The organism is Aeromicrobium sp. REDSEA-S38_B2 (assembly GCF_001628525.1).
Classification (GTDB): domain Bacteria; phylum Actinomycetota; class Actinomycetes; order Propionibacteriales; family Nocardioidaceae; genus Aeromicrobium; species Aeromicrobium erythreum.
In genome coordinates this window covers 20,954-39,173 of record NZ_LUNH01000013.1, presented here as the reverse complement: position 1 = coordinate 39,173, position 18,220 = coordinate 20,954, and the positions used below count along the sequence as shown (strand labels likewise).

The following is an 18,220-nucleotide window of genomic DNA, read 5'->3' as shown; positions in this document are numbered from 1 at the left end:
ACTCCCCACGTGTCCGGAAGTCCGTCGCCGTCCGCTGCGCGGGCCGACACGTCGCGTCAGGCTCAGAAGGAGCGGACGCGCGAGGCGATCCTCGCGGCCGCCCTCGAGCTCAGCCAGACCCAGGGCTTCGCCCAGACCAGCCTGCGCCAGGTCGCACGGCAGGCCGGTGTCGTGCCCACCGCCTTCTACCGCCACTTCGCCGCGATGGACGAGCTCGGGCTGGCGCTCGTCGAGCAGTCATTCGGCACGCTGCGCGCGATGATCCGCGACGCGCAGCGCGACCCCGAGACCTTCGCCGACATCATCGACGCCTCCGCCGAGATCCTCGTCCGCGTCGTCAAGCAGAACAAGGCCCACTTCGGCTTCGTCGCCCGCGAGCGCAACAGCGGCTCCGAGGCCGTCCGCCAGGCCATCCAGCGCGAGCTCGAGCTGTTCATCTCCGAGCTCGCCGTCGTCCTCGCCCGCCTCCCGCACCTCGACACGTGGTCGGCCGAGGACGTCAAGCTCGCCTCGGGCCTCTTCGTCCGCAACATGGTCTACCGCGCGGAGCAGGTCGTGCAGATGCCCGACGGCCGCCCCGACCTGGAGGAGGAGATCAAGCGCAAAGCCCGCCGCGAGATGCGCCTCATCGTCCTCGGCTTCGAGAAGTGGGACAGCCATTCGGGGTGACGTGGTGACCTTGCCGCTGCGCCGCCGCAGGGGGTCTGTGCTTGCCGCTGCGCTGACGCGGGGGGTCGCACCTCGCTGGTGCGCTGCCATAGGGGGTCTCGCCGTGCTGCTGCGCTGCCTCGGCCTTCGCTGGGGATGGTCTTCGAAAGGGCCTCGACCGGGCGGCTGGCGGCGGCGCTGGTCTGGGGTCTCGGGCTGTGGGTTGGTGCTGGGGTGGGGCGCAAGATTCTGCGTTGGCGACGGGATCCCGTAGTGAACGCAGAAGCGTTCGGCCTCGCACGCGTGAATGAAGAGTCTTGAGTGCACTTTGCGTTGGGGTGACGAACGATTCTTCCTTGGTGTGGACCGTTCCACGCGAAGGAAGAATCCTTCCCGCGCGACGCCCGCCATCGGTGGATTCTCAACCGCAAGAGCGCTCCTGCGGTTGCAGATCCACCGATAGGACGCGCAAACGCAGAATCTCGGCCCGAAAACGCAGAAACGAAGAATCATGGATCCAAAGGCGAGCTCAGGCCAGACCCCGAGACCCGAAGCCACCCCCGGGCCCCCCTGCCGGTCGAGGCCCTTTCGGAGACCACTCCCAGCGTGAGCTGCGGCAGCGCACGAGCAATCCCAGTCCGCCTGCGGCAGCGCACCAGCAAGGTCACGACCATGGCAGGCCGCGCACCAGCAGGACAAGACCCCCCCCGCAGCCAGCACAGCAACGAAAAACTCCCCTCCAGTGCTAGCGTGGACGCACTACCACTCAACTCGACGGAGGGGTCCCGATGGACGAGCTCGGTGCGCTGCTGGACGAGGTCACGCGCGACCACGCCGTGGGTGTCACGGACGACGGTGAGCGTCTCGTGGCGATGCGAGTGGCGCAGGACTGGTCGGTGGGGGTGCGGCTTCACCGCGAGGGGAGCCACCGGCAGTGGGCGATGCGCGAGCTCGTCGTCCGGCGCGGCGCGGGGGACCGGTCGTTCAAGGGCGCCGACGTGCGGGACCTCCCGCTCGGGGCGGTCGTCTCCGAGGCTCGACGGCTCGCGACCCGCAGCGTCGATCCGGGCAGCGAGCCGCGGACGACCGTCGGCCGGCTGCTGGAGGAGCGGTCGGGCCGACTCGGCCGCGACGACCTCGCGATGGCCGCCGTGGCGCTGGAGTACACGCGGCTCGTCGAGCGGGGCGAGCGGGCGCCGGCCAAGCGCATGGCGGAGCGGCACGGCGGCAGCCCCGGAACGTGGACGAACCGGGTCGCCGAGGCCCGACGACGCGGGTACCTCACCGCCGTCGAGCGTGGCGAGGCCGGCGGGGCGCTGACGTCGACCGCCCGCGTCCTGCTCGACCTCGACGTCGGCTGACGGTCAGGCCGACGCGCTCGCCGCTGCGGCGACGTCGGCCGCCTGGCGCTCATGGGCGGCCGTGGCGAGCCGGTCGAGGGCGAGCTTGAAGACGTCGTCGCCGAGCTGGTCCTCGAGCAGGTGGATGATGCCGGGGTCGGACTCGAACTCCGCCGACCACTCGACGTGGCACGTGGTGTCGGAGAACGCCTGCACCTGCACGCTCGCGCGGTCGTTGGTGATGGGGAACGGCGGCTCGGGCATCGTGTAGGTGAGGGTGCGGGTCTCGTCGTCCTGGCTCTGCACGCTGACGACGATGTCGGCGTCGGCCTCGGGGCCCCCGGAGTAGATGCTCAGCCGCGGATGCCACTGGGCGAAGTCCTGGAGGAGCTCCCACACGAGGTCGGCGGGGGCGGCGACGAAGGTCCTGCGGATGATGCGGCTCATACGTGCTTTCCGGTCGTCGGTCGAGGGGGTGGACCCATCCAACAGGTTGCGCCAGGGTCCGGGCCCACCGGGGTGGCAGGATTCTGCCACCCCGGGGCGCGCGGCGTCGCGGGGGCGGGTCGGGCGAGTGCCGTAGGCTCGACGCGCCTCGAAGGGAGAAGCCGATGTCCGACGCTCAGACGCCCACCGCGTCACGGCAGCGCCTGGCGAGCGTGGCGTTGTCGGTCGCCGGTCTCGTCTTCCTCGTGGCCGGGCTGCTCTCGTCGTGGTCACGTCTCAACGTGCTGCTCGTCCCCGTGGCGCTCGGCCTGGTGGCGCTAGCGCTCGCGGTCAGGGAGACAGCAGCCGCCGCTCGACCCAGCCGGGTGGCCGCCGTCGTGCTGTCCGCGCTGTCGATCCTCAGCCCGGTCGCCACCGTCGCCGTCGTGTTGGTAGCCGACGCCCTGGGCACGTCCGCGTCGTACACGCTCACGGTCGACTCGCCCGAACCGGTCGACGTGGTCGTCAGGAAGGACGCCGACCAGGAGCGCAGGAGGTGGGACAGGGGAGACTCGATCACGTTCTCCTCGAGGGCGTCGGTCGTCGGGATCGACGCGCGAGCCGCGACGCCGACCACGGTGATCTCGTGCGAGATCCGCCGCGACGGCAGGACCGTCGCGTCCGCGCAGCGCGCCGGGTCGGTCGACTGCAGCGTCCGCTAGGCGCGAGGCTCCTCGGCGCCGGCGCGACTGATCGGGATGCGGATCGGCCGGTCTTGCGTAGCGTCACGGTCATGACTGATCTGACTCCCGAGAAGCTCGAAGCGATCCAGAACGTCGTCGACCGCGTCGGCGCCTACCAGGACGGTGCTCCCGAGGGGACCGTCGAGACCGAGCTGCGCAAGGGCCTCGACGAGGCCGACGTGAGCCTCGAGGACGCGCACGTGACCGCCCTGGCCGAGGCCATCGAGTCGGCCGACGGCGACGTCGACGCCTCCTCGGTGCTCGGCTGACGGAACCGACCCACGATGGTCGTCGTCCTGCGGGCGCCGCTGCGCTCGCGTGACGACGACGTCGACCACGCCGCAGCCGTCGCGCACGCGCTGCGGCGTGGTCTCGTCGGGGTCGGCGGCCGGCTGCCAGAGCTGCCGGCGGACCTCGACGACGCGGTCGCGCAGGTGGCACGACGTCACGGCGACCGCACGGCCGCGCGCCTCGGTCGGTTCGCGGCGGTGGAGCGGGGCGCGTTCGCCTGGACCCGCGACGTCGCGGGCGAGCTGTGGCTCGGTCGGGTGACCGGCGACTGGCACTTCGACCCGTCGGCCGATGCGGCGACGCTCGACCTCCAGCACGTCCGCGACTGCCGTTGGCTGGACGACCCCGTGCCGTGGCCGGAGGTGCCCTCAGCGGTGCACGCCACGTTCGAGCGGGGCGGGCGCAACCTGCAGCGCGTCCACGACGTCGGCGCCGAGGCCGGCTCGCAGCTCCTGTGGGAGCGCCGGTAGCGGCTGAGTCAGCGCCAGGGGTCGATGATCGTCAGGCCCGCGACGGTCGCGGTGTCGAACGTCGGCAGCAGCGCGGCGGCCGTGTCGAGGTCGACGGTGCGCTCGAGCAGCAGGTCCGGACGCAGCCGCCCCTCGGCGACGAGCGCCATCATCTCCGGGTAGTCGCTGGCGGCCATGCCGTGGCTGCCCAGCAGGTCGAGCTCCCACGCGATCGCGCGCTCCATCGGCACCCGCGGGTGCCCCTCGACGCCGGGCAGCAGGCCGACCTGCACGAGACGGCCACGCCGGCGCAGGCTCAGGAGGGCCGTCGCGCTGGTCGCCTCGCTGCCGACGGCGTCGACGGACACGTGGGCGCCTCCGCCGGTGATGTCCGCGACCGCGGCCTCGACGTCGTCACCGGCGAGCAGGGTGTGGTCGGCGCCGAGTCGACGCGCGACGTCGAGCGCCGCGGTCGTGCGGTCGACGGCCACCACCCGCGCCCCGAGGGCCCGGGCGATCATCACGGCGCTCAGTCCGACGCCGCCGGCCCCGACCACGACGACCCACTCGTCGGCCGCCACGCGGGCCCGTGCCACCAGCGCGCGGTAGGCGGTCGCGAACCGGCAGCCGAGTGCCGCGGCGGTGGCCAGCTCGACGTCGTCGGGCACCGCCACGAGGTTGGTGTCGGCGGCGTGGAGCGCGACGTGCTGCGCGAACGAGCCCCAGTGCGTGAACCCGGGCTGCTGCTGGTCGGGGCACACCTGCGCGTCGCCTCCACGGCACCACGAGCACCGGCCGCAGCCGCACACGAACGGCGTGGTCACGCGGTCGCCCACGGCCCACCGGGTGACACCGGTGCCGACCTCGGAGACGACTCCCGCCAGCTCGTGCCCCGGGACGTGCGGGAAGACGAGGTCCTCGTGCCCGGCCCACGCGTGCCAGTCGCTGCGGCACAGGCCGGTCGCGCGGACCTCCACGACGACGCCGCCGGCCGGTGCCGTGGGGGCGGGGACGTCGCGGACCTGGGGGTCCGCGCGGACGGCGTCGAGGACGATGGCGCGCATCCCGTCATCCTCCCACCCGGCCGGCGCGGAGCGTCTCGCGCTCCAGGTGCGAGCCGCGCGGCGCGGTCCTACGGTGGCGGGACGTTCGGCCCACCCGGGGCCGACGGGAGGGAGCACCATCATGTGGGACACCATCCTGTGGATCGCCGCCGTCGTGATCGGCATCTTCGGCGTGCTGCGCATCATCCGCGGCGACATCCTCTGGGGCGCGGTGCTGATCGTCGTCGCGCTGCTCGTCGGCCCGGGAGGCGTCAGCATCTTGAGCTGATCCGCGTCCCGTGCGCCGTTTCGACGGCGCGCGGGACGGGTAGCACTGATGGGTACAGCCTTCTGCGAGAGGACAGCCCATGAGCACGATCACCGAGTCCGTCGACGTCGACGTCGACGTGCGCACCGCGTACGACCAGTGGACCCAGTTCGAGGACTTCCCGGCCTTCATGGAGGGCGTCGAGCGCATCGACCAGATCGACGACACCCATCTGCACTGGGTGGTCAAGGTCGGACCCGTCACGCGCGAGTTCGACGCGACGGTCACCGAGCAGCACCCCGACGAGCGCGTCGCGTGGACGTCCGACAGCGGGCCGGAGCACGCCGGCGTCGTCACGTTCCACCGGCTCTCGGACCACGCCACACGCGTGACGGTGCAGATGGACGTCGACCCCGACGGCTTCGTCGAGGAGGTCGCCGACAAGGCGGGCCTGCTCGACCGACGCACCCGTGGTGACCTCCAGCGGTTCAAGGAGTTCATCGAGCGTCGCGGCGGCGAGCCGACCGGCGCGTGGCGCGGCGAGGTCGAGCGACCCTGAACCCGGCGTCGCGTCCCTGACGCGACTGCCTGATCTGGGCGACGGCCCAGCGGGGCGACGGTCGGCGCGGTCTCGGATCCGCGCCGACCGCGCGCTGTCTCGACCCCTGGCGCGAGACACCGCCCACCCGGCCTCGTGTCGTGCACCAGGCTACGGACGGGCAGTCCCGCTCCCCAGGGACCAAGGTCCTCGGAACCTCGCGGTGCGCTCGGGACCGACGGCCCGGGCCCCCGAGCGATCGGGTGGTCGTCGGTCGGGCGAAGCCTCAGGACAGCGGTGCGCGGTCGTCGACGTCGGCCGACAGCGACTCGAACGTGATGTCGGGGTGCTGGCGCGAGACGAACTGCAGGCGCCAGCGGTCGCTGAACACCGCGAGCGCCGTGCCGTCGCTGCGCTCGAACGTCTCGACGCCGTTGATGCCGGCGAGCGTCTCGCGGTCGGCGGACTGGATGCGTCGAGCCAGCGTGTAGGGCAGGAAGTCGAGGCGGGTCTCGGCGTTGAACTCGCGCTGCAGCCGGTCGGTGACCACCTCGAACTGCATCGGCCCGACCGCGGCGAGCACCGGCGACTGGTCGCCGCGCAGCGTCGAGCGCAGCACCTGCACGACGCCCTCGCGGTCGAGCTGCTCGATGCCGCGCCGGAACTGCTTGAACCGCGACGTGTCGCGGGCGCTGATCGTCGCGAAGTGCTCGGGCGCGAACTGCGGGATCGGCGGGTACTCGACCTTCGGCCCGAGGTAGAGGGTGTCGCCGATGCCGAGCTGGGAGGCGTTGACCAGGCCGATCACGTCGCCGGGGTAGGCGAGGTCGGTGGTCTCGCGGTCGCGTCCGAAGAGGTTCTGCGCGTACTTGGTGGCGAACGGTCGCCCGCCCTGCGTGTGCTGCACGACCTCGCCGCGCTCGAAGACGCCCGAGCAGATGCGGGCGAAGGCCACGTGGTCGCGGTGGGCGGTGTTCATGCCCGCCTGGATCTTGAACACGAAGGCGCTGAAGGGGGAGTCGACGGCGCGCGGCTCGCCCTGGGCGTCGAGGCGGGGGCGCGGTGCGGGCGCCAGCTCGAGCATCACGTCGAGCAGCTGCGTGACGCCGAAGTTCAGCGCCGCCGCCGCGAAGAGAACGGGCGTGGTGCGTCCGGCGAGGAACTCCTCGGGGTCGTGATCGGCGCCGTCGGCGGCGAGCAGCTCGTGCCCGCCGACCGCCTCCCCCCACGCGTCGCCGAAGACGCTCGCCGCGTCGTCGGGGGAGTGCACCGTCTCACCGGCGATGGTCGCGCCGCCCGACGTGCGCTCGTACTCGACCGCGTGCCCGAGCCGACGGTCGAGCACGCCGCGGAAGTCGCCGGCGATGCCGATCGGCCAGGTGAGCGGCGTGGGCCGGATGTCGATGCGCTGCTGGATCTGGTCGAGCAGCTCGAGCGGGTCGAGGCCCGGGCGGTCCCACTTGTTGACGACGGTGATCACCGGGATGCCGCTGCGGTGGCAGACGTCGAACAGCTTCAGCGTCTGCGGCTCCAGGCCCTTCGCACCGTCGAGCAGCATGACGGCGAAGTCGACCGCGCTCAGCACGCGGTAGGTGTCCTCGGAGAAGTCGGCGTGGCCGGGGGTGTCGACCAGGTTGACCACGTGCCCGCGATGCTCGAACTGCAGCGCGGTGGACGAGATCGAGATGCCGCGCTCCTTCTCCATCTCCATCCAGTCCGAGACGGTGGCGCGGCGGCCCGCCTTGCCGTGCGTGGCGCCGGCCTCGGAGATCACGCGTGCGTGCAGGGCCAGCGCCTCGGTGAGCGTCGACTTGCCGGCGTCGGGGTGGGAGATCACGGCGAAGGTGCGACGGCGGGCGGCCTCGGCGAGCACGGTGGGGGAGGACATCGACCCGACCTTACCGGCGGCTACCGTCGGCCCGGGACCGAGCCGTGACGAAGGGGCGACGATGGCCAAGTTCGAGGAGCTCGACTGGGCCGAGACCCCGTGGGGCCTGGTGGTGTTGCGACGCCGGTTCGACCTCGTGACGCAGTGCGACGTGCACGAGGTCAAGCTCGGCGACGACTACCTCATGTCGAGCCAGTTCACGGTGAGCGAGCGGGCCCTGGCCGAGCTCGGGCTCCGCGCGGCCGTGGGCTCGTCGCTGCGGGTCATGGTCGGCGGCCTCGGCCTCGGCTACACCGCCTTCGAGGCGCTGCGCGACGACCGGGTCGTCGATCTGGTGGTCGTCGACGCGCTCGACGCGGTGATCCGCTGGCACCGCGACGAGCTGTTCGACGACACGCGCGGGCTCGCGTCGGACCCGCGCACCACCCTCGTGCGCGACGACTTCTTCGACCTCGTGCGGACGGGCCGTCTGGATCGACCGGTCGACGTGCTGCTCGTCGACATCGACCACGCGCCCGACTGGCTGCTGCGCACCGACCACGGCGACTTCTACACGGTCGAGGGGCAGCGAGCCGCGGCACGCATGCTCGTCGACGACGGCGTGTTCGGGCTCTGGTCCGACGAGCCGCCGGAGGACGCGTTCGTCGACGTGATGCGCCAGGCGTTCGCGACGGCCGAGGCCCACGTGGTGACGTTCGACAACCCGCTCACCGGGGGCACGTCGACCGCGACGATCTACGTCGGCACGCGCGCCTGAGCCGAGCCGCTCAGTCCGGCGTGGCCTCGTGGTGGCGTCGGCCCTGGGTGCGCCGGTCCTCCTTCATCTCCGCCTCGAACAGGTGCGGACGGCCGTCGACCAGGCTGTCGCGGGCGGTGCGCTCGAGGTCCTTGAAGGTCGCGTAGTAGCCCTCGTCGTACTCCTCGACGAGCTGGAAGGTCCAGCGCCCCTCGATGACGTTGCGTCCGACCAGCTCGGTCTCGATGCGGTCGGCGAGGTCGCCATGACCGGCCTCGCGCAGGAGGTCGGCGGCCTCGCCGGCCTGCAGGTCGGCATGCCCGGACAACCGGTGGAAGGCGTAGAGCGAGCCACGCGCCTCCTCGACGGCCTCGAGGGCCTCGCTGAGCTTGCCGAGCGCCTCGACGGTGTCGTCGGAGACGCCGTCGGGGCTCCACGGACCCCGACCCCCGCCAGGACGAGGCCTCGCCGGCCTCCACCCCTGCGACGTCGGCGAGCGGCAACCCGCCTTTCGAGGTGGAGGAGGTCGACCGCTTCGAGACGCCGTGGGCGATGGCCTTCGTGCCGGGGACGGGCGACCTGCTCGTCACCGAGCGCACCGGCACACTCACTCTGCGCGACGCCGAGACCGGCGAGCGCACCGAGGTGTCGGGCGTGCCCGACGTCGTCGCAGCCGGGCAGGGAGGCCTCGGCGACGTGGTCGTCGCGCCCAGCTTCGAGGACGACCAGCGGGTCTACCTCAGCTGGGCGGAGGCGGGCGACGGCGGCACGGGTGCCGTGGTCGGTCGGGCGCGGCTGGCCACCGGCGACGGGTCGGCGGCCCTCGAGGACCTCGAGGTCGTCTGGCGCCAGACGCCGAAGGTGTCGGGCAACGGCCACTTCTCGCACCGCATCGCGTTCGACCCCGACGGCGAGCACCTCTTCATCAGCTCCGGCGACCGCCAGCAGAAGACGCCGGCCCAGGACACGTCGAACACGCTCGGCACGATCGTCCGGCTCACGCTCGACGGCGAACCGGCGCCCGGCAACCCGCTGGCGGATGAGGGCGGTGCGTCGGCGCAGATCTGGAGCTGGGGCCACCGCAACCCGCTCGGCCTGGAGTTCGCCGACGACGGCACGCTCTGGTCGAGCGAGATGGGCCCGGAGGGCGGCGACGAGCTGAACATCATCGAGAAGGGCGGCAACTACGGCTGGCCCGAGGCGTCCAACGGCAGCGACTACGGCGGCGGCGAGATCCCCGACCACGCGGACGGCGACGGCTTCGTCGCGCCGCGCACCGGGTGGACCCCGTCGATCTCGCCCGGCAGCCTGCTCATCTACACCGGCGACCTGTTCCCGGAGTGGAAGGGCGACGCGTTCCTCGGTGCGCTGTCGGGCGAGTCGCTCGTGCGCGTCGATCTCGACGGCACGACCGCCGGCGACGACGAGAAGATCGTCGAGGGCCAGCGCGTCCGCGCCGTCGAGCAGGCGCCCGACGGCTCCATCTGGCTGCTCGAGGACGCCGGCTCCGGCCGCCTCCTCCGCCTCGCCCCCGCCTGAGCGGAGATTCCCAGGTCGACCTGGGAATCTCCGGCGAGGCACGGTTCCCTCAGCCGCGCGCGGCTTGCTTTCCGTGCTTGCGTGAGATTCCCGTGCCTCGTCGCGTCCCGCCCCGTCGTGTCGATGTTCACGCTCAGCGACGCACACCCTTGCGCCAGGCGCTGTACGACGTGAGCCGCTGCGACGTCGGCCGCTCCAGCCACCGCCACGGGTGCAGGGCGGCGACGTCGACGTCGGCCGAACGTCGCGTGAACCACGGGACGGGCGCGAAGGTGACGGCGACGGACCGACCAACGAGCTCCTCGCCGACGACGCCGCGACGTACCTCGACCTCGCGCCGGGTCGCGAGGTCGGCGAGGGTCTCGGCGAGGAACACGAGCCGCTTGCCCGACCACCGCAGCTCGGCCAGCTTCGGCTCGTCGAACACGTAGACGACGGGGACGTCGGGGTGCGCCTCGAGTGCGGGGTCGGCGTCGCCCATCGACTCCGGTGTCAGCCACACGGCCGACGGGTCGCCCTCGACGACGGGCGCGTCGGGGCCCGGTCCGGGGGCGCCGGCGGCGTGCCCGATGCGGACCGGCGCGTGCTCGACGGTGGGTCCAGGGTCGGCATCGGGCCATTCCTGCACCGGACACGCGTCGCTGAGCGCGCACGACCGGCACAGCTGCGGGGCGCGCTTCTCCACCTGCCACCGGCTGAAGCCGTACGGCTTCCCGGTGCCGGCGCCGATCGTCCACTGCCAGCCCAGGCGGTTCGCGGCCCGCGAGCCGTCGAGAAGGTGGCGGTAGAAGTGGTCCTCGCCGTCGCGCCAGTCGCGCCCGTGCCGGACGGTCCAGTGGGAGGCCCACCACATGCGCACCTGGTTGACGAGCCAGCCGTCCTGCTCGAGCCGGTCCTGCACCCAGCGGATGCACGCCATCCGCTCGTCCCAGTCGGGGTCGACGTCGGGGTGGGGAGGCTCGCGACGCAGTGGCTCGCGCGTCGCGGGGCCGATCCTGGCGTACACGTGGCGCGCGTACTCCTGCCACAGCAGCTCGTCGCGATACTTGCGCCGGTCGCCCGACGGCGCGTCGGCCACCGCGTCCCACACGGTCGGCAGGTCGAGGAGCCCGTGCGTCAGGTACGGCGAGACGCGACTCGCCCCCTGACGCTCGACGGGCAGCACGTTCGAGCGGGTGCGGGCGTAGCCGGTGACGTCGAGCCCGGCGAGCGCGACGTCGGCCGCCGTCTGTCCGCCGCGGTGACCGCCGGGACGGACGTCACCAGCAGCCTCCCAGGTCAGGTCGCCCAGGTGCTCCGCGACCCAGGCGACGACGGCGTCGGTGTCGTCGGGGGCCGGCAGGGCGGGGAGGGCGGGCATGGGCACAGCGTGCCAGCGGTCGGGCGGCGTCACGACTCGAGCGAGGACGCCGTGTGGGGGTCGCCACGACGCGCGCGCCTGCGGCCGATGGGCTCTAGCCTGGTCGAATGGCCGAACGCTTGAACGACCGTTACGAGCTGGGTGACCTCCTGGGCGCCGGCGGGATGGGTCGGGTCCACCGGGCCCGCGACCTGCGCCTCAACCGCGACGTCGCCGTGAAGATCCTCAAGGGCGACCAGGTCGGCGACGACACCGCCGCGCGCGTCCGGTTCGAGGAGGAGGCTCGCACCGCCGGCCGGCTGCACCACCCGGGCATTGCGACCGTCTACGACGTCGGCGAGGACCAGTCGAGCGAGGACGAGGACCCGTTCATCGTCATGCAGCTGGTCGAGGGGACGGCGGTCTCGGAGGTGCTCAAGCAGCGCGGCACGCTCGCGCCCGACGCCGTGGAGCGTCTGCTCGGCGGCGTCGCCGACGCGCTGGCCGCGGCCCACGCCGCCGACATCGTGCACCGCGACGTGAAGCCCGCGAACATCGTGCTCGCGGAGGGGTCGCGTCCGGTGCTCGTCGACTTCGGCATCGCGATCGGCGCGTCGCGCGAGCCGCTGACGCAGACGGGCAACGTGCTGGGCACCGTCGACTACATCAGCCCCGAGCAGGCCCGGGGCGTGACGGCCACCGGAGCGTCCGACGTGTACTCGCTCGGCCTCGTGGCCTACCAGTGCCTCACCGGCACGTCGCCGTTCCGACGCGAGACGTCGGTGGCGACCGCGCTCGCCCAGGTGGGCGACCCGCTGCCGGCCCTGCCCGACAACGTCCCGGAGCCGCTGCGCCGCCTCGTCGAGACCATGACCGACAAGGATCCGCTGAAGCGTCCGACGGCGGCGCAGGTGCGCGACGCGGTGCAGGGACGCACCGACGGGGTCACCGAGGTGCTGCCCGCCTACGCGGGTGCGGCGACCGCGCCGATGGGCGCTCTCGGTGCCACGGGTGCGACGGCGTCGACCTCGGTGCTCGCGCCCGTCTCTGCCACGGCGGCGATGCAGGCGCAGCCGGAGGAGCCGCGTCGACGTCGGCGTGGCCTGGCGGTGTTCGCCGGGGTGGCGGCGCTGGCGGTCCTCGCGCTGCTGGTCGGCATGTCCGGCGGTCTGTTCGCCGACGCCGACGAGACCGTGCCCGACGTCGTCGGCCAGTCGGTCGCCAGCGCGACGAAGGACGTCGAGGCCGTGGACGCGACGGTCAAGACCGAGACCGTCGACGAGCCGAACGCGAAGGAGGGCGAGGTCGTCGGACAGAGCCCGAAGGCGGGTGCTCCCGTGCCGACCTCGGGCCCGGTGACCCTGCAGGTGGCGTCGGGCCGCGTGACGGTTCCGGCCGACCTGGTGGGCCAGCCCGCCGACGAGGTCGCGGCCACCCTCGGCGACCTCGGCCTCACGGTGAAGCGCACCGACGTCGAGTCGTCCCAGACGGCCGGCACGGTCGTCGTCGTCGACCCGACGGGTCGGGTGACGGTCGGCTCGACCGTGACCATCGCGGTGGCCGTCGCGCCGGTGGTCCAGCAGACGCAGCCGACCCAGCAGCAGCCGCAACAGCCCCAGCAGCAGGACCAGGGCAACGGCAAGAAGGACGAGAAGAACCAGGACACGAACGACAAGGGGCCTGGCGGCGGGGGCCCGGGCGGCAAGGACGACAAGAAGCCCTGACGCTGGTCGTCAGCGCCCGGGTCGCCGTGCCTGCAGGTCGCGCACGGTCTCGCTGACCTGCACGAGGTAGTCCTCGAGGGTCGACTGGTTCTCGCCCGACCACCGCTTGGCGACGGCGTTCGTGGGGTAGAGCACGAGTGACGGGTCGCCCACGACGCCGAGCTCGCTGCCGTGCTGGTCGGTGACGAGCGCCCACCGCAGTCCGAGGTCGTCGACGAACAGCTGTCCGATGCCTGCGCCGAAGGCGTTGACGGTCGGGTTCGGGTCGGGGCGCTCTGCGGCGGGAAGGTCCCACCACGCCTCGCGTGCCTCGAGGAAGACGGCGCACAGCGTCGCGGCGTCCTTGACGCCCATCTGCACGAGCCCGCCCTGCAGCGCCTGGAGCCACTGGTGCTCGGCCTCGGTGAGGTCCTCGATCGTCACGTCGTCCATGGGTCCTCCGTCGCTGCGCGTCGTTCGTCGGCCAGCCTAGGTGCTTGACACGACACCTCCTGCCGAGCGTGGATGAGGGATGTCGTCGTCGCTGCCCCGCCTGGACCACGTGAACCTCACCGTGGCTGACCTGCCCCGCACGGTCAGCTTCTTCACGAGCCTCGGACTCGAGCTCGCCGAACGCATGACGATCGAGGGGGAGTTCCTCGACACCGTCGTCGGTCTCCACGACGCGCGCACCGAGACCGTCTGGCTGCGTCCGCCGGGCGGCGGGGGAGCGCTGGAGGTGTCGCGCTACGACCGCCCCGGCCACGTGCTGACGGTCCCCGCGCCGCCGCACGCGGTGGGACTGCGTGCGGTGTGCCTGGAGATCACCGACCTGCGGGCGACCGTCGCGCGCCTCGACGACGAGGGCTACGCGCTCGTCGGCGACGTCGGTGAGCACGAGGGGACGTGGCTGATGGCCTACGTCCGGGGTCCGGAGGGGATCATCGTCTCCCTGACCGAGCGGATCGGCTGACGAGCGTCCAGCGGCTCGCTCAGCCTGCCGTGGACGTCGGGTCCTCCAGGAGGCGAGGGAACACGCCGTCGACCCGGAACTCGGCGTCGAACGGTGCCGTGAGGGTGCGGCCGTCGGTGTACTCGACGTGGGCCTCGCAGCGCAGCGAGTCGCCCGTGTCGGTGAGGAGGCCGAGCTCCTCGCAGGTGACGTCGACGTCGCGGACGTCGGCGTGGACGCCGTAGCGGGAGATCAACCAGGCCGCGCCCTCCGTCCCGTAGCGGAGGTCGTCGGCCATGGCCTCCTCGATCTCGGCCGTGGTGGTGCCGCTGCAGCCGGCCAGCACGACGGACCCGAGGGACAGGGCGACGAGGCGGGCGAGGCGCATGACCGCAGCGTAGGGCCGCTGGTGAGGGCGGGTCTTCGTCTTCTGGAACGCGTTCCGGCACGACAGCGGCCCCCGAGCGGAGAGCTCGGGGGCCGCTGCGTCGTGGTGCTGCGTCAGCGACGAACGGCGTCGAGCGCGTCGATCATGCCGTGCCCGGCGTAGCTGTTGTTCGACGGCGATCCGGTGCAGAGCGCGCCCGGGGACGAGCTGGTCTGCTGGGGTGCGCAGGGTCGCTCGTCGGCCTGGGCCTTCAGCTGCTGGATGACACGCGCCGGCCGCCAGCCGGGGTGCTTGGACTTCATGAGGGCGGCGACGCCGGCCACGTGCGGCGACGCCATCGACGTGCCGCTCTTGAGGCCGTAGCCGTTGTCCTTGACGATCGTCGACAGGATGCGCGAACCGGGCGCGGCGACGTCGATGACGTTCTTGCCCCGGTTGGAGAACGACGACAGCTGCGTCTCGTTCGACGTGCCGATCTGCGCGTACGAGGAGACGGTGACGACCTCGGGCAGCTCGGTGGGGATGTCGAGGCAGCCGTTGTTGATGGTCCGCTCGATCGGGGTGCTGTCGTTCGGGCTGCTGGCGTTCGTCGTCTTGCGGGACAGGTCGTAGGCGGAGTTGCCGGCTGCCGCGACGTGGACGGTGCCCTTCTTCGTCGACCAGGTGACGGCGCGGCCGACGGCCTCGACGACGGCGGCCTGGTTGGCCTGGTCCTGGCACCAGAACTCGAAGGGGTCGATGTAGTAGCTGTTGTTGGTGACGTCCATGCCGCGCAGGCCGGCCCACATGAAGCCGCAGATGGCGTACTCGGGGTAGATGAAGCCGTCGTCGTTGACGACCTTGACCGACGCCATGCGCACGTTCGGTGCGACGCCGGTGATGCCGATGCCGTTGCGAGCGGCGCCGATGGTGCCGGCCACGTGGGTGCCGTGGTCGCTGGTGGTGGGCTGCCAGCCGGTGGGGGAGCGGTCGATTGTGCCGCCGTCGGTGCAGTTGACCGAGTTGTTGACGTCGATGTTGGGCGCGAGGTCGGGGTGGTCGGCGTCGATGCCGCTGTCGAGGACGCCGACGAGCACCTTGCGGGAGCCGTCGGTGATCTCGTGGGCGTGGTCGGCCTTGATGTGCGCCATGTCCCACTGCTCGCCCTCGCGCGGGTCGGGCTTGACGTACTTCTGGGGCGTGTTCGCGAACTCGCCCTTGAGCTCGGCGCGCTCGGTGGAGCGGCTCCGCGCGGACTGGCGCAGGGTGGACGCCTGCTCGGCGCGCTCGCTGACGGCGACGGTGCGGGTGGTGCCGACGGAGGTGACGCTGGTGCGGCCGAGGCGGTAGACGTCGGCGCGGAAGTCGGCGTGCGTCGACTGCGCGATCACGACGCCGATCTGCGGCCACGCCTGCACGACGGTGCCGCCAGCCTTCTGCACGACCTTGCGCGCGTCGGCGGTGCCCTTCGCGTTGGCCTTCTTGGCGTTGACGACGTAGGCGCTCACCTGCCCCTCGGGCGTCGCGACCGGTACGGGCGTGGACTTCTCCGTGGTCGCCGCGCCGGCGCTGGTGAGCGTGGTCGCGACGGCGCCGAGCGTCAGGGCGGCGGCCCCGACGGCGAGCCCGCGTCGGGCTCGAGACATACCTGTGTTCACGTGCTGTCCCCCCTAGGAACTGTCGGCGGCCACGTGAACGTGGCGCTGAGACCGACCGTCCCACCCCACCACAGCCTTCGGACAGACGTCCAGGGTCGGCGGGTTGCAGGTCGGTGACGGAGCGCGCGACCGGCGGTGGACCAGGTCAGCGTCGGTCGCCTTGCCGCCGGTACCGCTCGCTGTCGTGGTCGGTGCAGGACCTGAGCATCGAGAGCATCTCCGCGTGGTCGGCGGTCCACGGTGTGGTGAGGAAGGTCCACTCGCGGCCACGACGGACGTCGCGTCCTTCGTCGCCGGCCGGGGTCCCCATGACGTCATCGTGACCTCGCGGACGGAGCCACCGCAGCGGTGTCAGGGAGTGAGACGAGCGACGAGGCAGCGCGACCACGCCGAACAATGTGGCGATGGCGAACGGTCACCTGCAGCGGCTCGGTTTCCTCACCATCGGACTGTTCGACCCTGACGACCCCCGCCCCGGACACGAGAGCACGCTCGAGGTGATCGAGCTCGGCGAGCAGCTGGGCTTCGACTCCGCGTGGGTGCGGCACCGGCACCTCCAGCACGGGGTGTCGTCGCCCGTGGCGTTGCTCGCGGCCGCGACGCAGCGGACGCGCCACATCGAGCTCGGCACCGCCGTCATCCCGCTCGGCTGGGAGAACCCGCTGCGGCTCGCCGAGGACCTGGCGACCGTCGACGTGCTGAGCGGTGGTCGACTGCAGCCCGGCATCAGCGTCGGGCCACCGACGCACTGGGACGACGTCAAGAAGAGCCTGTACCCGGACACGTGGGAGGACGAGGACTTCACCTACGAGCGGATCGAACGTCTGCTGCACCACCTGGGCGGAGGCCGGGCCAGCGACTTCGCGGGCGTGGAGGGCATCGAGACGTACTCCGCTCGCGTGGAGCCGCACGTGCCCGACCTGGCGTCGCGCGTCTGGCAGGGCGCGGCGGGCCTCGGATCCGTCCGCTGGGCTGCCGAGCGCGGGCTGAACCTGCTGTCGAGCAACCTGGTGCGCGCCGAGGACGACGACGACTTCGACCGAGTGCAACGCTCCCACATCGACACGTTCCGCGCCCACCACCGCGACCCCTCTCGAGGCCGGGTGTCGCAGGGGCGGGTCGTCATCCCGACCGACTCCGCCACCCCTGAGCAGGTCGCGAAGTACCAGGCGTACGTCGACTCTCGCCTGCCGCGGACCCACGCACCGCAGGGTCCGGGCCGCATCCTCTTCTCGACCGACCTGATCGGTCCGGCCGCGTCGATCGCCGACCAACTGCACACCACGCTCAGCTACCAGGCCGTCGACGAGGTCGTGTTCGCGCTGCCCTTCACGTTCGACCACGACGACTACGTGCAGATCCTGACCGACATAGCGACCCGCCTCGGTCCCGAGCTCGGCTGGTCGCCGACCGCGCACCCCGCCGGAGCGTGACCTGGCCTGGGCGCTCGTTCATGCGCGCGCCGCGCACACACGCGACGGCGATCCCGCCCTGCGTGCATCGTCCCGACGAAACACCAGACCGCTCGATCAGCTCGGCCGGGTGACTGGATGACGGGTCCCGTGTCCCCCTGCGGCCAGAGGCGAGGGATGTGCGTGTCGCTCAGGCGCGATGGGGCGGTGGCGGGAAGTAGATGCGGAGCCGCTCACGCAGCGCGGGGTCGCACACGTAGACGTAGGTTCCTCGGATACCTCGGGTGAGCAGGACCCGGTAGATGTTGATGACGTACTCGAGGAGGTCGTCGTCGGTGTAGGTCTGGCCCAGCGTCGTGTTGTTCGCACGTCCGTTGCGGTCGTGGTAGTTGGACCGGACGAACTCCGGGCGATCGGCGGCGACGTTCCAGCGCAGCTCGTGGCCGATGATCACCCCGGCGTAGTTGAGGTCGTAGCCCTGGCTCGTGTGGATGCACCCCACTTCTTGCAGCGCCGTGCGTGAGTTGATCCAGTCCTTGTCGGTGCGGTTCCAGAACAGCTGCAGGCCGTCGATCTCGATGTCAGGCCTGTGCTTGTCCTTCTTGCTGACCCAGGGCCAGGCGAAGCCGGCGAGCACGCGGGAGAGTCCGTGGTCGGCGTCGCGCGCCATGATGTCCTCGCGCATCTCGCGGAGGTCGTCGTAGAGGCGTAGGTCGTAGTCGGGGAACTCGATCCGCTGCGCGGCTGAGCCCCGCAGCACGTCAGCGACGTAGTCGATGTAGGCCTCTCCAGCGAGGGTCCGCATCTGGGTCCAGAGGCGCACGTGCCGGTCGTCGTGCTTAGCCGTCTCGACCAGCGCCGTTACTGGCCGGAAGATCGT

The 18,220-nt window shown here is 72.0% G+C and carries 22 protein-coding genes; 12 read left to right on the top strand and 10 right to left on the bottom strand.

Annotated elements, in window-relative coordinates; genetic code table 11:
- The first annotated feature begins 9 nt into the window (after window positions 1–9).
- A complete protein-coding gene (locus A6Q81_RS02435) occupies window positions 10–669 on the top strand; it encodes a TetR family transcriptional regulator (protein ID WP_067858495.1) in 660 nt (219 codons plus the stop codon).
- Between the two features lie 767 nt (window positions 670–1,436).
- A complete protein-coding gene (locus A6Q81_RS02430) occupies window positions 1,437–2,009 on the top strand; it encodes a hypothetical protein (RefSeq protein WP_286689410.1) in 573 nt (190 codons plus the stop codon).
- 3 nt (window positions 2,010–2,012) lie between these two features.
- Here A6Q81_RS02430 and A6Q81_RS02425 read toward each other — a convergent pair whose 3' ends face one another.
- Window positions 2,013–2,435, bottom strand: a complete 423-nt coding sequence (locus A6Q81_RS02425) for an SRPBCC family protein (protein WP_067858489.1) — start codon at window positions 2,433–2,435, stop codon at window positions 2,013–2,015.
- A gap of 164 nt (window positions 2,436–2,599) precedes the next feature.
- Between A6Q81_RS02425 and A6Q81_RS02420 the strand changes: the two genes are divergently transcribed.
- The 3 genes from A6Q81_RS02420 (at window position 2,600) to A6Q81_RS02410 (ending at window position 3,918) form a co-directional block, all read left to right on the top strand.
- Entirely contained in the window at window positions 2,600–3,136 is a 537-nt protein-coding gene (locus tag A6Q81_RS02420) for a hypothetical protein (RefSeq protein WP_286689409.1), read from the top strand.
- A gap of 71 nt (window positions 3,137–3,207) precedes the next feature.
- Entirely contained in the window at window positions 3,208–3,426 is a 219-nt protein-coding gene (locus A6Q81_RS02415) for a hypothetical protein (protein WP_067858483.1), read from the top strand.
- Window positions 3,427–3,441: 15 nt separating this feature from the next.
- Entirely contained in the window at window positions 3,442–3,918 is a 477-nt protein-coding gene (locus A6Q81_RS02410) for a GAF domain-containing protein (RefSeq protein WP_286689408.1), read from the top strand.
- An 8-nt stretch (window positions 3,919–3,926) separates the two neighbouring features.
- Here the strand turns inward: A6Q81_RS02410 and A6Q81_RS02405 are convergent, their stop codons facing one another.
- Window positions 3,927–4,961 (bottom strand): zinc-binding dehydrogenase, encoded by a 1,035-nt coding sequence (locus tag A6Q81_RS02405; protein ID WP_286689407.1) that lies wholly within the window; start codon window positions 4,959–4,961, stop codon window positions 3,927–3,929.
- Between the two features lie 121 nt (window positions 4,962–5,082).
- Between A6Q81_RS02405 and A6Q81_RS02400 the strand changes: the two genes are divergently transcribed.
- Both A6Q81_RS02400 and A6Q81_RS02395 read left to right on the top strand, forming a co-directional pair.
- On the top strand, window positions 5,083–5,229 hold the full coding sequence (locus A6Q81_RS02400) for a GPGG-motif small membrane protein (protein ID WP_169795972.1): 147 nt from the start codon (window positions 5,083–5,085) through the stop codon (window positions 5,227–5,229).
- A 79-nt stretch (window positions 5,230–5,308) separates the two neighbouring features.
- Window positions 5,309–5,767, top strand: coding sequence for an SRPBCC family protein (locus A6Q81_RS02395; protein WP_067858476.1), 459 nt, complete (start codon window positions 5,309–5,311; stop codon window positions 5,765–5,767).
- Window positions 5,768–6,032: 265 nt separating this feature from the next.
- Here the strand turns inward: A6Q81_RS02395 and A6Q81_RS02390 are convergent, their stop codons facing one another.
- Complete coding sequence (locus A6Q81_RS02390; RefSeq protein ID WP_286689406.1) at window positions 6,033–7,634, bottom strand: peptide chain release factor 3; 1,602 nt, start codon at window positions 7,632–7,634, stop codon at window positions 6,033–6,035.
- A 61-nt stretch (window positions 7,635–7,695) separates the two neighbouring features.
- On the opposite strand from A6Q81_RS02390, the gene A6Q81_RS02385 reads away from it, so the two are divergent.
- Window positions 7,696–8,391: a spermidine synthase gene (locus tag A6Q81_RS02385; protein WP_286689405.1), complete on the top strand. Its 696-nt coding sequence runs from the start codon at window positions 7,696–7,698 to the stop codon at window positions 8,389–8,391.
- A gap of 10 nt (window positions 8,392–8,401) precedes the next feature.
- Here the strand turns inward: A6Q81_RS02385 and A6Q81_RS02380 are convergent, their stop codons facing one another.
- The gene (locus A6Q81_RS02380; RefSeq protein WP_286689404.1) at window positions 8,402–8,698 is read right to left on the bottom strand and encodes a hypothetical protein; all 297 of its coding nucleotides are present in this window, start codon (window positions 8,696–8,698) and stop codon (window positions 8,402–8,404) included.
- A 188-nt stretch (window positions 8,699–8,886) separates the two neighbouring features.
- On the opposite strand from A6Q81_RS02380, the gene A6Q81_RS02375 reads away from it, so the two are divergent.
- Window positions 8,887–9,909 carry a PQQ-dependent sugar dehydrogenase gene (locus A6Q81_RS02375; protein WP_286689403.1) on the top strand — a complete coding sequence of 341 codons (1,023 nt, stop codon included), beginning with the start codon at window positions 8,887–8,889 and terminating at the stop codon, window positions 9,907–9,909.
- Between the two features lie 133 nt (window positions 9,910–10,042).
- Here A6Q81_RS02375 and A6Q81_RS02370 read toward each other — a convergent pair whose 3' ends face one another.
- Complete coding sequence (locus A6Q81_RS02370; RefSeq protein ID WP_286689402.1) at window positions 10,043–11,269, bottom strand: FAD-binding domain-containing protein; 1,227 nt, start codon at window positions 11,267–11,269, stop codon at window positions 10,043–10,045.
- 107 nt (window positions 11,270–11,376) lie between these two features.
- On the opposite strand from A6Q81_RS02370, the gene A6Q81_RS02365 reads away from it, so the two are divergent.
- The gene (locus A6Q81_RS02365) at window positions 11,377–12,972 is read left to right on the top strand and encodes a protein kinase domain-containing protein (RefSeq protein ID WP_286689401.1); all 1,596 of its coding nucleotides are present in this window, start codon (window positions 11,377–11,379) and stop codon (window positions 12,970–12,972) included.
- A gap of 9 nt (window positions 12,973–12,981) precedes the next feature.
- Here A6Q81_RS02365 and A6Q81_RS02360 read toward each other — a convergent pair whose 3' ends face one another.
- A complete protein-coding gene (locus A6Q81_RS02360) occupies window positions 12,982–13,404 on the bottom strand; it encodes a DUF3806 domain-containing protein (protein ID WP_286689400.1) in 423 nt (140 codons plus the stop codon).
- Between the two features lie 79 nt (window positions 13,405–13,483).
- On the opposite strand from A6Q81_RS02360, the gene A6Q81_RS02355 reads away from it, so the two are divergent.
- Window positions 13,484–13,924 (top strand): VOC family protein, encoded by a 441-nt coding sequence (locus tag A6Q81_RS02355; RefSeq protein WP_286689399.1) that lies wholly within the window; start codon window positions 13,484–13,486, stop codon window positions 13,922–13,924.
- 19 nt (window positions 13,925–13,943) lie between these two features.
- Here the strand turns inward: A6Q81_RS02355 and A6Q81_RS02350 are convergent, their stop codons facing one another.
- The 3 genes from A6Q81_RS02350 to A6Q81_RS02340 form a co-directional block, all read right to left on the bottom strand.
- Window positions 13,944–14,291 (bottom strand): hypothetical protein, encoded by a 348-nt coding sequence (locus A6Q81_RS02350; protein WP_286689398.1) that lies wholly within the window; start codon window positions 14,289–14,291, stop codon window positions 13,944–13,946.
- Window positions 14,292–14,404: 113 nt separating this feature from the next.
- Window positions 14,405–15,916, bottom strand: a complete 1,512-nt coding sequence (locus A6Q81_RS02345) for a S8 family serine peptidase (protein ID WP_286689397.1) — start codon at window positions 15,914–15,916, stop codon at window positions 14,405–14,407.
- A gap of 157 nt (window positions 15,917–16,073) precedes the next feature.
- Complete coding sequence (locus A6Q81_RS02340; RefSeq protein WP_286689396.1) at window positions 16,074–16,238, bottom strand: hypothetical protein; 165 nt, start codon at window positions 16,236–16,238, stop codon at window positions 16,074–16,076.
- Between the two features lie 94 nt (window positions 16,239–16,332).
- Here A6Q81_RS02340 and A6Q81_RS02335 point away from each other — a divergent pair, with 94 nt between their 5' ends.
- Window positions 16,333–17,361, top strand: coding sequence for an LLM class flavin-dependent oxidoreductase (locus A6Q81_RS02335; protein WP_286689395.1), 1,029 nt, complete (start codon window positions 16,333–16,335; stop codon window positions 17,359–17,361).
- A gap of 169 nt (window positions 17,362–17,530) precedes the next feature.
- Here the strand turns inward: A6Q81_RS02335 and A6Q81_RS02330 are convergent, their stop codons facing one another.
- Window positions 17,531–18,196 carry a DNA/RNA helicase domain-containing protein gene (locus tag A6Q81_RS02330; protein ID WP_286689466.1) on the bottom strand — a complete coding sequence of 222 codons (666 nt, stop codon included), beginning with the start codon at window positions 18,194–18,196 and terminating at the stop codon, window positions 17,531–17,533.
- Between the last annotated feature and the right edge of the window lie 24 nt (window positions 18,197–18,220).

What these genes read in the sequence shown, in the direction of transcription:
- A6Q81_RS02430 (WP_286689410.1), top strand. Translation starts at nt 1,437, where the DNA reads ATGGACGAGCTCGGTGCGCTGCTGGACGAGGTCACGCGCGACCACGCC.
- A6Q81_RS02425 (WP_067858489.1), bottom strand. Translation starts at nt 2,435, where the DNA reads ATGAGCCGCATCATCCGCAGGACCTTCGTCGCCGCCCCCGCCGACCTC.
- A6Q81_RS02420 (WP_286689409.1), top strand. Translation starts at nt 2,600, where the DNA reads ATGTCCGACGCTCAGACGCCCACCGCGTCACGGCAGCGCCTGGCGAGC.
- A6Q81_RS02415 (WP_067858483.1), top strand. Translation starts at nt 3,208, where the DNA reads ATGACTGATCTGACTCCCGAGAAGCTCGAAGCGATCCAGAACGTCGTC.
- A6Q81_RS02410 (WP_286689408.1), top strand. Translation starts at nt 3,442, where the DNA reads ATGGTCGTCGTCCTGCGGGCGCCGCTGCGCTCGCGTGACGACGACGTC.
- A6Q81_RS02405 (WP_286689407.1), bottom strand. Translation starts at nt 4,961, where the DNA reads ATGCGCGCCATCGTCCTCGACGCCGTCCGCGCGGACCCCCAGGTCCGC.
- A6Q81_RS02400 (WP_169795972.1), top strand. Translation starts at nt 5,083, where the DNA reads ATGTGGGACACCATCCTGTGGATCGCCGCCGTCGTGATCGGCATCTTC.
- A6Q81_RS02395 (WP_067858476.1), top strand. Translation starts at nt 5,309, where the DNA reads ATGAGCACGATCACCGAGTCCGTCGACGTCGACGTCGACGTGCGCACC.
- A6Q81_RS02390 (WP_286689406.1), bottom strand. Translation starts at nt 7,634, where the DNA reads ATGTCCTCCCCCACCGTGCTCGCCGAGGCCGCCCGCCGTCGCACCTTC.
- A6Q81_RS02385 (WP_286689405.1), top strand. Translation starts at nt 7,696, where the DNA reads ATGGCCAAGTTCGAGGAGCTCGACTGGGCCGAGACCCCGTGGGGCCTG.
- A6Q81_RS02370 (WP_286689402.1), bottom strand. Translation starts at nt 11,269, where the DNA reads ATGCCCGCCCTCCCCGCCCTGCCGGCCCCCGACGACACCGACGCCGTC.
- A6Q81_RS02365 (WP_286689401.1), top strand. Translation starts at nt 11,377, where the DNA reads ATGGCCGAACGCTTGAACGACCGTTACGAGCTGGGTGACCTCCTGGGC.
- A6Q81_RS02360 (WP_286689400.1), bottom strand. Translation starts at nt 13,404, where the DNA reads ATGGACGACGTGACGATCGAGGACCTCACCGAGGCCGAGCACCAGTGG.
- A6Q81_RS02355 (WP_286689399.1), top strand. Translation starts at nt 13,484, where the DNA reads ATGTCGTCGTCGCTGCCCCGCCTGGACCACGTGAACCTCACCGTGGCT.
- A6Q81_RS02350 (WP_286689398.1), bottom strand. Translation starts at nt 14,291, where the DNA reads ATGCGCCTCGCCCGCCTCGTCGCCCTGTCCCTCGGGTCCGTCGTGCTG.
- A6Q81_RS02345 (WP_286689397.1), bottom strand. Translation starts at nt 15,916, where the DNA reads ATGTCTCGAGCCCGACGCGGGCTCGCCGTCGGGGCCGCCGCCCTGACG.
- A6Q81_RS02340 (WP_286689396.1), bottom strand. Translation starts at nt 16,238, where the DNA reads ATGGGGACCCCGGCCGGCGACGAAGGACGCGACGTCCGTCGTGGCCGC.
- A6Q81_RS02335 (WP_286689395.1), top strand. Translation starts at nt 16,333, where the DNA reads ATGGCGAACGGTCACCTGCAGCGGCTCGGTTTCCTCACCATCGGACTG.